Source organism: Pseudomonas sp. 008, from assembly GCF_016861935.1.
Classification (GTDB): domain Bacteria; phylum Pseudomonadota; class Gammaproteobacteria; order Pseudomonadales; family Pseudomonadaceae; genus Aquipseudomonas.
This window is the reverse complement of sequence record NZ_BOMA01000015.1, coordinates 173,016-185,602: the sequence shown is the minus strand read 5'-3', so window position 1 is coordinate 185,602 and position 12,587 is coordinate 173,016. Positions and strand designations below refer to the sequence as shown.

The window sequence follows — 12,587 nt, the reverse complement described above, 5'->3', positions numbered from 1 at the left end:
TGAAAAGTCAGCTGGGGGGGGCCCCCGGCTAAACAGACGCTTTGAAACCACAAAGGCTTTCGGGTTCCAGCCCTGGCCCCCTTAAGCGTGATTTACAGACAAGTGGCCAGTACTCGCACGAGCTTTTGCGCTCGTGGATCCATCAAAACGTACGGCCCCAGGGTATTTGTCACAAAACCGAAGGCCACATCATGTTCCGGATCAGCAAAACCGATGGAGCCGCCAGCACCCGGGTGACCGAACGCCCGTGGGCCGAGGCCGTAGGTGGCGTTGGGTACATCCGGTTGATCGAGCATGCAACCCAGACCGAAGCGGGTCCGGGTCAATAAAGTTTTGTCTTCGCCAACGCTATGTTCGCGGGTCAGCTCGTCGAGCATTTCGCTTTCCAGCAGGCTGCCATCGAGCAGTCCAGCGTAGAAACCGGCCAGGCTGCGGGCGTTGCCGTGGCCATTGGCGGCCGGCTGCTGCATGCGCCGCCATTCTGGTTTGTTGGTGCTGGTCATGATCGACGGCGGGTTGGTGAAGGCCCGAGTGCTCATGGCTGTCGGTTCGCGCATGGTCACTTGCAGCAAGCGCTGGGCCGCGGCATCGCCGACGTTGCCCTTACTGCGGGCGATGTGCGCCACGCGATGGAACTCTTTGTCGGCGAGGCCGACGTGGAAATCCAACCCCAAGGGCTTGGCAACCCGCGCCACGATTGACTCACCCGGCCCACGACCGTCAGCGCGACGCAGCAATTCACCCACCAGCCAGCCATAGGTGATTGCCGCATAACCGTGACCTTCACCCGGCGTCCACCAGGGTGCTTCGGCGGCCAAAGCATTGACCATGGTCTGCCAGTCGTAAAGTGCCTCAGGGGGCAGCAACTCGCGCAAGGCCGGCAGACCCGCCTGATGGCAGAGCAAGTGGCGCAGCGTCACGGATTCTTTACCGGCGGCGGCAAATTCGGGCCAGTAGCGGGCGACCGGGGCATCGAGTTGCAGCTTGCCTTCAGCCACCAATTGCAGCGCCGTCACGGCGGTGAAGGTTTTGGTGCAGGAGAACAGGTTGGCGATGGTATCGCTGTGCCAGGCCTCATGGCCGTCCTTGTCGGCGGTACCGGCCCAAAGGTCGAGGACGGTTTCACCACCGATCCGGATGCACAACGCCGCGCCACGTTCCTGAGGATCGTCGAACAGTGCTGCAAACGCTTCACGCACCGCTTCGAACTTAAGCTCGTAATGACCCTGAATCTGCACCCGCAACTCTCCCGGATAAACGCTCTACAAAGTGGCCCGCATTGTTCCAGCCCTTGAGGGATTTGGGAACAGGATCGGGTCGGATGGTCGCCCGGTTATGGAAATGCCACAGACATCAACGATGCAATCCCCGTGGCGAGGGGGCTTGCCCCCGTTCGACTGCGAAGCGGTCGCAAAGACCTGTATTCGCGGTGCATCTGTAAGCATGGGGGCCGCTTCGCGGCCCAACGGGGGCAAGCCCCCTCGCCACAGGTCTATCAGGAATCAGTGGCCATTGCCCGAATGCCCACCCGCATGCCCGGCGCCCTTGCCCGGGCCTTTGCCTGCCTCGCCCTTCCTGCCGCCCTCGACATCGTGACTGGCTTTATCCGCTTCAGCGCTGGCCTTCTCCGCCTCTTTGCCAAGCTGATCGATGATCTGCACATTGCTTTTGCGCACACTGTCGACAAAGCCCTGGAACGGCAAATCAGTAATGCCCACCAGACCAAAGTGTCCGTTCTCGCCATCCAGCAAACGACCGGTCACCGGCTGGTCGAGGTACTGGAACCAGTGCACCCCGACAATCGACGGTTCGCTCATCGCCTGTTTGAGGAAGTGGGCGTAAGCCGTGCCGCGGTCTTCTTCCTTCGCCAGTTGCGTCACGCCACCCCAGAACGGGCCGCGATCTGCCGAGCCGAAGTTGAATTCGGTGATCAGCACCGGTTTGTCCAGACTGCGCAGTTTGGCGAAGTCGTAACCGTCCTGGGGTTGCAGGGTGTACATGTTGAAGCTCAACACGTCGCAGTATTGCGCACAGGATTCGACTGCCTCGGGGGAACTGACGGCAAAGCGGCCGCCCAGCAACAATTGGTTCGGCGCGTGCCATTTGAGCGAGTCTGAAACAGTCTTGAAGTAGGTGTCGGCGAAGACCTTCTGGAAGTATTTGAAGTCGGCTTCGATTTCCGGGTGTTCGGCGCTCGGCTCCGGCGGCACGAAGCCGGGGTCTTCCATCAATTCCCAAGCCGGCAGATCAATGCCCCAGGCTTTCGACAACCCCGCCTGGTTGCGGTACTTGTCGCGCAGCTGCTTGAGGAAGGCACGTTTGGCCGGCACGTCGGTGGTCATTTTCAAGGTGCCGTAGGCCAGCGCATAGCGAGCCTTCGGGTCATCGCCGGGACCGGCCCAGGCCAGTTCGTTGTCGGCGAAGTAACCGATCAGCCACGGATCGTCGCGATGGTCGCGGGCGGCGATGGCCACGGCGCGTTCGGTGGCCATGGCGAAACGTGGATCGAACGGGTCAGGCATGCCGCCCCACCAATCGGTGCCAGTGCTGATGCTGGCGTAATCGCCGACGATCGATAGCGGCAAGGTGTACGGCACACGGTCAGCGTTGCCCAACACCGGTGCGCTCCAGTTGCCGAGGGTGTTGAAACCCCAGGCTTGCAGGCGATCGAGGGTATGACTGGCCCAACGTTGTTCGTCGACAGTTACTTTGCAGGGTTCGGCGGCCGCCTTTTCGACTGTCGCTTCAACCACGCCGGTCTTGGCCGCTTCGGCAACACCGGTACTGGACTCGGTAGGTGCTGGAGCGGCTGATTGTTCGGCGGCCTTATCGACCGAAGCCTCAACCGCATCGGCCTTGGCGGCTTCGGCAATACCGGCCTTGGTGCCACTGCCCGGTGCGCAAGGATCGCCGTACAGCCGCTGCAGGTTGGCGCCATAGAAATCGTACCAACGACCGGCGTTGTAGGCTCGGCCCTGATCAACACCGTTGCCGCCACGGTTATCGCCTTCGCCATAGTGACTGGCCAAGGGTTCTTCGGGTTTGGGCAGGGACTCGAACATCCACTCGCGTCCGGCGACGTAGGTCTGGTTGACGCTCGGGGTCACGGTGTTGACGCCGAGGGAATAGAACGGATGCCCCTCCGGAGTCACCAGGTACCAGCGGCCATCACGCTTTTCGGTGCGGAAAAAGCCGCTGGCCTTGAACACCGGACCTTTGTTCAAGCCGCCGAACTTGTCCAGAGGCGCCTTCTCGCGCTCCGCCAGCCAGGTTTTCAGTTGTTGCTGCTCTTTGCCAGCGGCGGATTTCAGTTGTTCGTCGCTGCTGATCTTCTCCGGCCATTTGGCCCGGGTCGATTGACCGTAAGCGTCCACCAGACCGCCATAAGCGGCTTTGGTCACGGCCTCGCCGTCCTGCACGCCGAAGCGCTCGAGCAGAATGCTTTGGGCGACTTTCGGCTGATCCATCGACAAGGTCACCGACACCACCTGGCTGCGGTCCAGCTCACCGGTACTGCTGGCCAGCAATACACGCTGCCCTTCGAAATTGATCGGCATCGGCGGGCCAGCTTTCATGCCCTGGCTCAGCGGCGAACTCGGCTGCAGCGGTACCAGTAAGGTCTGCGCCGGGCCGGCCGGCAGATCGACACGGCTGACCAGAGTCTTGCCGTCGTTACTCTGGATTCTCACGTACAAGGTCACGGCCCAGTTCATCGCGCTCTGGATCCGCAGGCTCATGACGCCCGACTGCGACCAGTCCCAGGCACCGGTCTGCGGTGTCAGGCGCAAGGTCGGCTGGGCAGTCGGGTTGAAGGTCACGCGACGCAACACTTCGCCTTCGGCCGTTTGCTCCGCATTGGATTGCGGCAGGCTGGCGTCCTGGGTCGCCACCTGAACCACGTCGGCAGGACGCACAAAATTGAACAGCGTCTGCTGGCCGGCGGGGGCCGCCAGCAAAGGGGCTGCGAACATCAAGGCAAAAACGGCGGGCAACGAACGGCGAATCATAAGAACGTGGTTCTCCCTAACGACCATCAATGGGCCAGTGGAAAGGCAGTGGCAGTGAGGTAGACAACGCGGTGGGCAAATTTGCCCACCGGCGCATCAGGAAATTTCACGACGAAATGGCGGCAACGCATTGAGAATAGCTTTGCCGTAGCGCTGCGTGACCAAACGACGGTCAAGCAAGGTGATGGTGCCGCGGTCTTCTTCGGTTCGCAGCAGGCGACCGCAGGCCTGGACCAGTTTCAGCGAGGCGTCCGGCACGGAGATTTCCATGAAAGGATTGCCGCCGCGAGCCTCGATCCACTCAGCCAGCGCGGCTTCGACCGGATCGTCGGGCACCGAGAACGGGATCTTGGCGATCACCACGTGCTCGCAGTAGGCACCGGGCAAATCCACGCCTTCGGCAAAACTCGCCAGGCCGAACAGCACGCTGGAATCCCCGCCATCGACCCGAGCCTTGTGCTTGTTCAGGGTTTCCTGCTTCGACAGGTTGCCTTGAATGAACACTTGCTTGCGCCAGTCGCGATCCAGCCCGTCGAATACGTCCTGCATCTGTTTGCGCGAGGAGAACAGCACCAGAGTGCCACGGGAGCCCTCGACCAGTTCCGGCAAGTCGCGAATGATCGCCGCCGTATGGGCCGGTGCATCGCGCGGGTCGGCTTTCAGGTCCGGCACCCGCAGCACACCGGCGTCGGCATGATGGAACGGGCTCGGGACCACGGCGGTCACGGCGGTTTTCGGCAGGCCGGCGCGCATGCGGAAACGGTCGAAGGTGCCGAGAGCGGTCAGGGTCGCCGAGGTCACCAGCGCCCCGTAAGCCACATTCCACAGGTTGCGCCGCAGCATTTCCGCCGCGAGGATCGGGCTGGCATTGACCTCGATGTCGAACAACGAACCGCTTTCGGCCAGCGTCAGCCAACGGGCCATGGGCGGGTTGTCTTCCGGGTCTTCGACGGTGAAGGCGGTCCACAACTCCCAGTTGCCCGAAGAACGCGACAGCAGGCTACCGAACAGCGGATACCACTCTTCGGCCTGGTTGCTGGCGATGCCGATGTTGACCTCGCCGTCCATGCCTTCCTTGAGCAGTTCGGTAAGCCGGGTGAACAGGTCGGTCAGTCGGGCGAAGCCCTTCTTCAACTCGATGCCCATTTCGCGCATGTGTTCGGGAATCACCCCGCCGACGAAACGGTGACGCGGCCGCTCGCGACCTTCGACGTCTTCGCCGGGCTTGAAGTCGGCGACTTGCTCACAGGCACTGAACATGAACTGCTGCTGGGTCTTGATCTCCCGGGCCAGTTCCGGCACCTGCTCGATCAACTTGCCCAGATCCCCCGGCAGCGGGTGTTGGGCGAGCAATTTGGTGAGGTTCTTGGCGGTGGTCTCCAGCCAGTCGGCAGTGGAGCGCAGGCGCGTGTAATGGGCGAAGTGGCCGATGGCCTTGTCTGGCAGGTGATGGCCTTCGTCGAACACGTAGATCGTGTCGCGCGGGTCCGGCAGAACCGCGCCGCCGCCCAGGGCCAGGTCGGCCAGGACCATGTCGTGGTTGGTGACGATCACGTCGACCTTGCCCATGCCTTCGCGGGCCTTGTAGAAGGCGCACTGGCCGAAGTTGGGGCAATGGCGGTTGGTGCACTGGCTGTGATCGGTAGTCAGGCGCGCCCAGTCGGCGTCTTCGAGCGCGGTGGACCAACTGTCGCGGTCGCCGTCCCACTTATTGCCGGCAAGTTTCTCGATCATGCTGGTGAACAGCTTCTGACTGGCCTCATCGACCTCGATCTTGAAGCCTTCTTCTTCGAACAGCTGTGCGGTAGCGGTTTGCGCGTGACCTTCCTGGAGCAACATGTCGAGCTTGGACAAGCACATGTAGCGCCCCCGGCCCTTGGCCAGGGCGAAGCTGAAATTCAGCCCGCTATTGCGCATCAGGTCGGGCAAATCCTTGTAGACGATCTGTTCTTGCAGGGCCACGGTGGCCGTGGCGATCACCAGACGCTTGCCAGCGGCCTTGGCGGCGGGGATCGCCGCCAGGCTGTAGGCCACGGTTTTGCCGGTACCGGTGCCGGCTTCCACCGCGACAATCGCGGGGTCGCCACTGCGCCGGCCTTCGTCGTCGGTGTCGATGTCACCGAGGACTTTGGCGATTTCGGCGATCATCAGGCGTTGGCCGTAGCGCGGCTTGAGGCTCTTGGCTTCGAGAAAACGCGAGTAGGCGCCCTGGATCGTGGTTTTGAGTTCAGTGCTGATCATTGATTGTCGGGCGCAAAAAACGCTGGATAAATTTTCAGTGGTTCGGATCGGCCGCTATCATACCCCGCTAATTAATCCCGCGCAGAACGGAGTACCCCAATGACACCTTTTGGCATCGTTTATACCCTGCACGTCCTGGCCGCCCTGGTCTGGGTCGGCGGCATGTTTTTCGCCTGGATGGTCCTGCGTCCTGCGGCGTTGAAGGCGTTGGAAGGCCCTGCCCGGTTGAAGCTGTGGGTGGAAGTGTTTCAAGGTTTTTTCCGCTGGGTCTGGGTCGCGGTGGTGCTTTTGCCGATCAGCGGTGTGGGCATGATTCATTTGCAGTTCACCGGGTTTGAAGCGGCACCGCGGTATGTGCAGGTGATGATGGGACTGTATGTGGTGATGACCGCGTTGTTTATCCGGATTCAGGCGTTGCTGCTGCCGGAACTGCGCACGGCGGTGGCGGCTGAGGATTGGCCGACGGGCGCGGCGACGCTGGGCAAGATTCGCCGGTTGGTGGGAATTAACCTGATGGTCGGGTTGGTGCTGGTGGCGATTGCTGCGGCTCGGCCGATGTTCTGAGCAATGCATAGTGTCTGTGGCGAGGGAGCTTGCTCCCGCTCGGCTGCGTAGCAGTCGTAATCGATCGCTGCGCACGTTCTGAAAGAACAGGGTCGCCGGCTTTGGGGCCGCTTCGCGACCCAGCGGGAGCAAGCTCCCTCGCCACAGGGGTTCTCGGTCGTTCTTACAACCGCTGAATGCTCACCGAACCTGCCGCCCCGGCGGGCCCAGGCTGGCCATCGGCACCGGGGCGACCGCTCTTGCCGCCATCGGCTTTATAGACAACGCAGCCCTTGGCCTTGCCGCCCGCCCCCGGTTTGCCACCCGGTCCGGCCGCGCCACCGACTCCGCCCGCCACCTCGACCTTGATCTGCTCCGCCGGATAGTCACGCGGCACTTCCAGCCGAACCAGCGCCCCCGGCGCACCGGGTTGGCCGTCGCTGCCGTCACTGCCATCGGAGCCGCGACCGGCCTGGCCCCAGGTGCAACCCGGTGCTTGGCCGTTGGCCCCGTCAAGACCGACAAAACCCGGGGCGCCCGCGCCACCGCGAGCGTCTACCGACAATTGCGGCGCCTTCAGCGCTTTGATCTGCAAATTCAGATTGCGCCCGGAGCGGGCGGCCTTGAGATAAGTTCCGGGGGCGCCCCGCGCGGTGATCTGGCTGCCTTCAGCCAACTCGGCCCGGCTGACTTTCAATTCCAGTGCCTGTTCGCTCGGCACAATGGCGATCCGCGCTTCGCGTCCCAGGCGCAGTTCACTGACCGATACTTCGGTCACATTCGAAGGAATCAGCAAGGTGCCGTAATCGGCGACTTCCAACCGTTCCAGTTGCAAGGAACTGGCAGTGTTGGGCAAACGCATCAGCGAATTGGTTTCGACGCTCACCACTTGGGCGCAAGCCAATGGGCTGATGAGTGCAGCGAGCAGACAGAGTTTACGCATGGGAAGCCTTCGCAGTGGCCGGGGCCGGAATGGTTTGCAGGTGGAAAACGCCGAAAAAGACAATCTTCAGGCGATCACGCCAGGGGTGGGCTCGACCTTTGAGGCTACGATTGCAGAACACCAGCTCCAGAAGATGAGCCAGCGCCAACAGACTGCCGGCCAGGTTGACCAACAGGTGCAGTGGATGCACAAACGGTATGAGCAGATTGACCAGCACCACCAACCAGAACAGCAGGGTCAACAACTTCCCCAGCCCCCAAAACACCTTCATACGCTCCCCCGTCGAGAATTATTATTTGCACGCACAGTAACGGCTTACACGCGGGATAAGCCAGAGGGCAACGGAAAATTCTTCCGAAAGGCATCGAATGGCCGCCGGATCAACCTTGACGGTCATCCGACGGCTCTATCACGGGCCTCTTGATCACGGAGCCTAGCGATTGATGTGCAACTCCACACGACGGTTTTTTGCCCGCCCTTCTTCCGTATCATTGTCAGCCACCGGCTGGGTTTCACCCCGTCCTTCGCTGGTGAGTTTGTTCGGCGCCAGCCCCCGGCTCAACAAGTAGGCCGCCACGCTGCTGGCACGACGCTCCGACAGCTTCTGGTTATAGGCGTCCGAACCCTGACTGTCGGTATGGCCGACGACCTTGACGCTCACCACATCGGCGCCCTGCAATTTGGGCATCAACGAATCCAGCTCGCTGCGCGCCTCGGGCGTCAGGTCGGATTTGTTGTACGCGAACAACACATTACTGCTCAGAGTGATGACTTCGGATACCGGCGGTTCAGCAGGTTTTACGCTGGCCGGATATTGCGGCAGCGGGCAACCGTGATGATCGACAGGTGTATTGGCAGGCGTATCGGGGCACCGATCGCGTCGATCGAAAACACCGTCACCGTCCTCGTCGCCATCCTGGGCGTAACAGACCAAGCCACCGGTCAAGATACCGAGCGCCGCTCCACCTGCCGCCCAACCGCCACTTTCGATCGCGCCCAAACCGCCGCCAACCAGTCCGCCAATGACACTGCAGATCGGCCAGGTACGTTGATTCAAGGGGGCGGTGCCATCGCTGTGAGTCGCGCAGCCGGTCAGAAGACTGCCAAGCAGTAGAACCGGCAAGACGGTCCTTGTGAGAACGCTCATTGTGAATGCTCCTGTGTCACCGGCCCATACCGGTCACACAGGAGTAAAGACCCGCATCCGCGACTGCACAAGCCGCGGAATACAAGGGGGTTAGCGGTCGATTTTGATTTCCGTACGCCGGTTCAGCGCACGACCTTCAGCGGTTTTGTTATCGGCCACCGGCTGGCTTTCACCGGCACCGGTCACAGACACGAAACTGCTGCGTGGCACGCCTTGGGAAATCAGGTACTCCACCACCGAATGGGCGCGTTTGTCCGACAGTTTCTGGTTGTATTTATCGCTGCCGACGCTGTCGGTATGACCGGTCACGGTCAACCGGGCGCTGGCGGATTCCTGTTTCAGGCGCGTAGCAACGGTGTTGAGTACCTCTTTATCGGCTGGGGTGAGCTTGGACGAGTCGAACTGGAAGTGAACATCACGGATAACGATGACTTCTTCCTTGACCACCGCCTTCTCTTCGACCACTGGCGCAGGCGCGGGTGGAGGGCAGCCGTCGGCATCGACTCGCACGCCTCTTGGTGTGTGCGGGCACTTGTCGCGGCTATCCGGCACGCCATCGCCGTCTTCGTCGCCATCGCCATGCACCCAGCAATAAGCCGCTGCCGTGCCGCCGACCAGTAGTGCGCCATACCCCGCCCATGAAGAGCTCTCCGTCGCACCGAGCCCTGCACCGACGACACCACCGACCGCCGCACAGGTCGGCCAGTCGGTTTTCTGCAAACCTGCGCAACCAGTCAACACACTGGTTAGCAGAACCAAAGGTAATGCTGTCCGAACTATGCTCATCTAGTTTTCTCCTGAGGGATCGGCTAATAACCGATTTCAAGGAGTAAAGACCGGACTTTTAATATCCGCCAGCAATAGGCCATTGCTGTTTTGCCTTGTGTTCACGGAAGATCGGCGCTTTTTTGCTTAAACACGCTCGACAAGACACGTTAATCTTGGCGTTCTGATTGAGGATCTTCGATGACTGCAAGTATTTCTTCGCGCACGCCCCAGCAGGCGTTGGCCGCTTTGCTTGATCGTTACGCCCCGACGCGTCTGTTGCTGATTGGCGCCAGTGAGTTCCCCGCGCTCGAGGCATTCAAACTCGCGCACCCGGACAGCATCGTGGCTTTTGCCGCACCCGGAGCATTGCCGGCTGAACTGGCGGCGCAGCGGTTTGATCTGGCGCTGGTGGTCGATTGCCTCGAACACTTGCCCAAGCGCGACGGCCTGAATCTGCTCGGCGGGATCCGCAACCTCAATGCCAGTCGCATTGCGGTGCTGGCCGACTTGCCGGCCAGCGGTTGGCAGGAGACGGATTTTTTCTCTCTGGCCTTGCAAGCCAACGAACGCTTCCAGCGTGACGATCAAGTGTTGACGCTGTTTACCTACGATCTGCTTGACTACAAACAGGTGCCCGACTGGCTCAACTCACGCTTCTGGGCCAATCCGGAAAACTTCGGGAAATACTGGTGGTAACGCAATGAGTACATCCATTTGCCCTTGCGGCAGCGGCACGCTGCTCGATGCCTGCTGCGGTCATTACCATGCCGGCCATCCGGCCCCCAGCGCCGAAGTCCTGATGCGTTCGCGCTACAGCGCCTATGTGCTGGGGCTAGTCGACTATCTGGTGGCCACCACCCTGCCCGCGCAACAGGCCGGCCTGGATCGCCAGTCGATCAGCGACTGGAGCGCCCAAAGCACCTGGCTGGGCCTGGAGGTGGAAAGCGCCGAGGTTTTCGGTGGCCAGCCGGAGCACGCCTTCGTCACCTTTACCGCTCGCTGGCACGACAGCAGCGGCGAACACAGCCACCGCGAACGTTCGTCATTCGTGCAGAACGCCGGCCGCTGGTACTTCATCGACCCTACCGTGCCGCTCAAGGCCGGGCGCAACGATGCGTGCCCGTGCGCCAGCGGGCAGAAGTTCAAGAAGTGCTGCGCGAGTTATTTCAGCGCTTGAGGTGCCCCCTGTAGCAGCTGCCGAAGGCTGCGTTCGCTGTAGCAGCTGTCGAGCCTTGGCGAGGCTGCGTTCGGCGGCGCAGCAGTCGTGAATCCGGCTGACGCGGTGTGCCTGATGCACCGCAAGTTCTGGTTTGACGACTGCTGCGCAGTCGAACGCAGCCTCGCAGGCTCGACAGCTGCTACAGCTGCTACAGCGAACGCAGGCTCGGCAGCTGCTACAAAGGGAGAAACACGACCATGATCACCGGACGACTCGCGCTCTATCTGTTCACTTTGCTGCTTCTGTTTTCAGGACTCAGCGGCTGCGCTTCATGGTTCAGCAACGACTTGCCAGACCCACAAGTGCATCTGGTCAAGGTCGAGGTGGTCCGGGCCAAGTTGCTGGAGCAGAAATTCCTGCTGCATTTTCGCGTCGACAACCCTAATGACGAAGACCTGACGGTGCGCGCCCTGGAATATCGCATTCACCTGGGGGACATCCTGCTGGCCGAAGGCGAGCACGAACATTGGTTCACCGTCGGCCCCAAGCACAGCGCCTACTTCAAGGTGCCGATCCGCACCAACCTGTGGCCCAGGGTTCGGGACGTGGTGAAACTGCTGAAAAAACCCGAGCAACCGATTCCCTATCGTCTGGAAGGAACGCTTGAAACCGGTTTATTCATCGCGCACTACGTGCACCTGGCGCGCAATGGCGTGATAATCGCCGCCGATTTAATTCCGGAGTGACCCCGATGACCCAGCAACCCCACGTCCATGGCCCTGACTGCAACCACGATCATGACCATCACGACCACCATGATCACGACCATGGCCACGTCCACGGCCCAAACTGCGGCCACGCCCACCAGGAACCGGTGCGCAACGCCCTGAAAGACGTCGGTCGCAACGACCCTTGCCCCTGCGGCAACGGCAAGAAATTCAAGAAGTGCCACGGGGCTTGAGGATTCGGGCGAATAACTTCTTCGCCTGTTGAATCGCCAATCCCTGTAGGAGCGAGGCTTGCCCGCGAAAAGGGCGCCACGATCCAGAAAAACCGCGTCATCGTTCTTCGCGGGCAAGCCTCGCTCCTACAAGTTGATCTGCACCCCAAAAGTTGGACACCAATCCTAATTTTGGGGTCAGTTCAAGGTTTCAGTCGATCATGAGAATGCTCGCGGCGCTAACGACCGTCGCATATTCCCCATGCAGATTCCCCAGCGACATCGCATGCACTTCTTCAGCTGAATGGGCATTACCGAAAAAGTCCGCCTTGTCGAAGGTAAAGCACGCATCCTCCACAACCCACGCCTCAAACCCCAGATTCCCAGCCGTTCGTGCCGTGGACTCCACCGAGTTGTGAGTCGCCACGCCAACGATGATCAATTGATCGATCTCCGCCTCGCGCAAACGCGCCTCCAGCCCCGTCGAACAAAACGCATCCGGCACTTGTTTCTGTATCAGCCACTCACCGATCGATGGCTGGAAGCGCTCCTGAAACTCCACCCCCGATTGCTGCGGCCAGAACACCGAATCCACAGAGCGGGACAGGTGCTGCACATGAATCACCGGTCGCCCGGTGCGACGCCAATGCCCCAATAACTCCAGGATGCGCTCTTCAGCCTGAGGGTTGTTTCGACGACCCAACTTGGGATGCAGGATGCCTTTTTGTTGATCGATGATGATCAGCGCCGCGTTTGTCTTAAGCTCCATGCCGACTTTCCCCATGCGAGGTCATTGAATTTGCCGCACTTCAGCATCGCCTCTTGCTACTGGCAAGCCA

Annotated in this window: 13 protein-coding genes; 5 read left to right on the top strand and 8 right to left on the bottom strand. The window is 61.0% G+C overall.

Going from position 1 to position 12,587, the window contains the following annotated elements; all coding sequences use genetic code 11:
- Positions 1–92 precede the first annotated feature (92 nt).
- The 3 genes from JUI81_RS26330 to dinG all read right to left on the bottom strand — a co-directional run bounded on the left by JUI81_RS26330 (position 93) and on the right by dinG (position 6,248).
- Positions 93–1,238 (bottom strand): serine hydrolase domain-containing protein, encoded by a 1,146-nt coding sequence (locus JUI81_RS26330; RefSeq protein ID WP_204125334.1) that lies wholly within the window; start codon positions 1,236–1,238, stop codon positions 93–95.
- Between the two features lie 264 nt (positions 1,239–1,502).
- Complete coding sequence (locus JUI81_RS26325; protein ID WP_204125333.1) at positions 1,503–4,007, bottom strand: beta-galactosidase; 2,505 nt, start codon at positions 4,005–4,007, stop codon at positions 1,503–1,505.
- 96 nt (positions 4,008–4,103) lie between these two features.
- Positions 4,104–6,248: an ATP-dependent DNA helicase DinG gene (gene dinG / locus JUI81_RS26320; RefSeq protein ID WP_007935913.1), complete on the bottom strand. Its 2,145-nt coding sequence runs from the start codon at positions 6,246–6,248 to the stop codon at positions 4,104–4,106.
- Positions 6,249–6,347: 99 nt separating this feature from the next.
- Here dinG and JUI81_RS26315 point away from each other — a divergent pair, with 99 nt between their 5' ends.
- Positions 6,348–6,812: a CopD family protein gene (locus JUI81_RS26315; RefSeq protein ID WP_019580951.1), complete on the top strand. Its 465-nt coding sequence runs from the start codon at positions 6,348–6,350 to the stop codon at positions 6,810–6,812.
- Between the two features lie 163 nt (positions 6,813–6,975).
- On the opposite strand, the gene JUI81_RS26310 is transcribed toward JUI81_RS26315, so the two are convergent.
- The 4 genes from JUI81_RS26310 to JUI81_RS26295 all read right to left on the bottom strand — a co-directional run bounded on the left by JUI81_RS26310 (position 6,976) and on the right by JUI81_RS26295 (position 9,667).
- The gene (locus JUI81_RS26310) at positions 6,976–7,734 is read right to left on the bottom strand and encodes a collagen-like protein (RefSeq protein ID WP_204125332.1); all 759 of its coding nucleotides are present in this window, start codon (positions 7,732–7,734) and stop codon (positions 6,976–6,978) included.
- Entirely contained in the window at positions 7,727–8,005 is a 279-nt protein-coding gene (locus tag JUI81_RS26305; RefSeq protein WP_019580953.1) for a DUF1145 domain-containing protein, read from the bottom strand. The genes JUI81_RS26310 and JUI81_RS26305 overlap by 8 nt, the downstream gene beginning before the upstream one ends.
- 162 nt (positions 8,006–8,167) lie before the next feature.
- Positions 8,168–8,881 (bottom strand): OmpA family protein, encoded by a 714-nt coding sequence (locus tag JUI81_RS26300; RefSeq protein WP_019580954.1) that lies wholly within the window; start codon positions 8,879–8,881, stop codon positions 8,168–8,170.
- A 90-nt stretch (positions 8,882–8,971) separates the two neighbouring features.
- Entirely contained in the window at positions 8,972–9,667 is a 696-nt protein-coding gene (locus JUI81_RS26295) for an OmpA family protein (RefSeq protein ID WP_019580955.1), read from the bottom strand.
- A gap of 180 nt (positions 9,668–9,847) precedes the next feature.
- Here JUI81_RS26295 and JUI81_RS26290 point away from each other — a divergent pair, with 180 nt between their 5' ends.
- From JUI81_RS26290 to JUI81_RS26275, 4 genes are all read left to right on the top strand, one after another.
- Positions 9,848–10,345, top strand: a complete 498-nt coding sequence (locus JUI81_RS26290) for a DUF6231 family protein (protein ID WP_204125331.1) — start codon at positions 9,848–9,850, stop codon at positions 10,343–10,345.
- A gap of 4 nt (positions 10,346–10,349) precedes the next feature.
- Positions 10,350–10,826, top strand: coding sequence for a YchJ family protein (locus JUI81_RS26285; RefSeq protein ID WP_028939241.1), 477 nt, complete (start codon positions 10,350–10,352; stop codon positions 10,824–10,826).
- Positions 10,827–11,065: 239 nt separating this feature from the next.
- A complete protein-coding gene (locus JUI81_RS26280) occupies positions 11,066–11,554 on the top strand; it encodes an LEA type 2 family protein (protein WP_204125330.1) in 489 nt (162 codons plus the stop codon).
- Positions 11,555–11,559: 5 nt separating this feature from the next.
- Entirely contained in the window at positions 11,560–11,769 is a 210-nt protein-coding gene (locus tag JUI81_RS26275; protein ID WP_007906737.1) for an SEC-C metal-binding domain-containing protein, read from the top strand.
- 190 nt (positions 11,770–11,959) lie between these two features.
- On the opposite strand, the gene JUI81_RS26270 is transcribed toward JUI81_RS26275, so the two are convergent.
- Entirely contained in the window at positions 11,960–12,517 is a 558-nt protein-coding gene (locus JUI81_RS26270) for a cysteine hydrolase family protein (RefSeq protein WP_204125329.1), read from the bottom strand.
- Between the last annotated feature and the right edge of the window lie 70 nt (positions 12,518–12,587).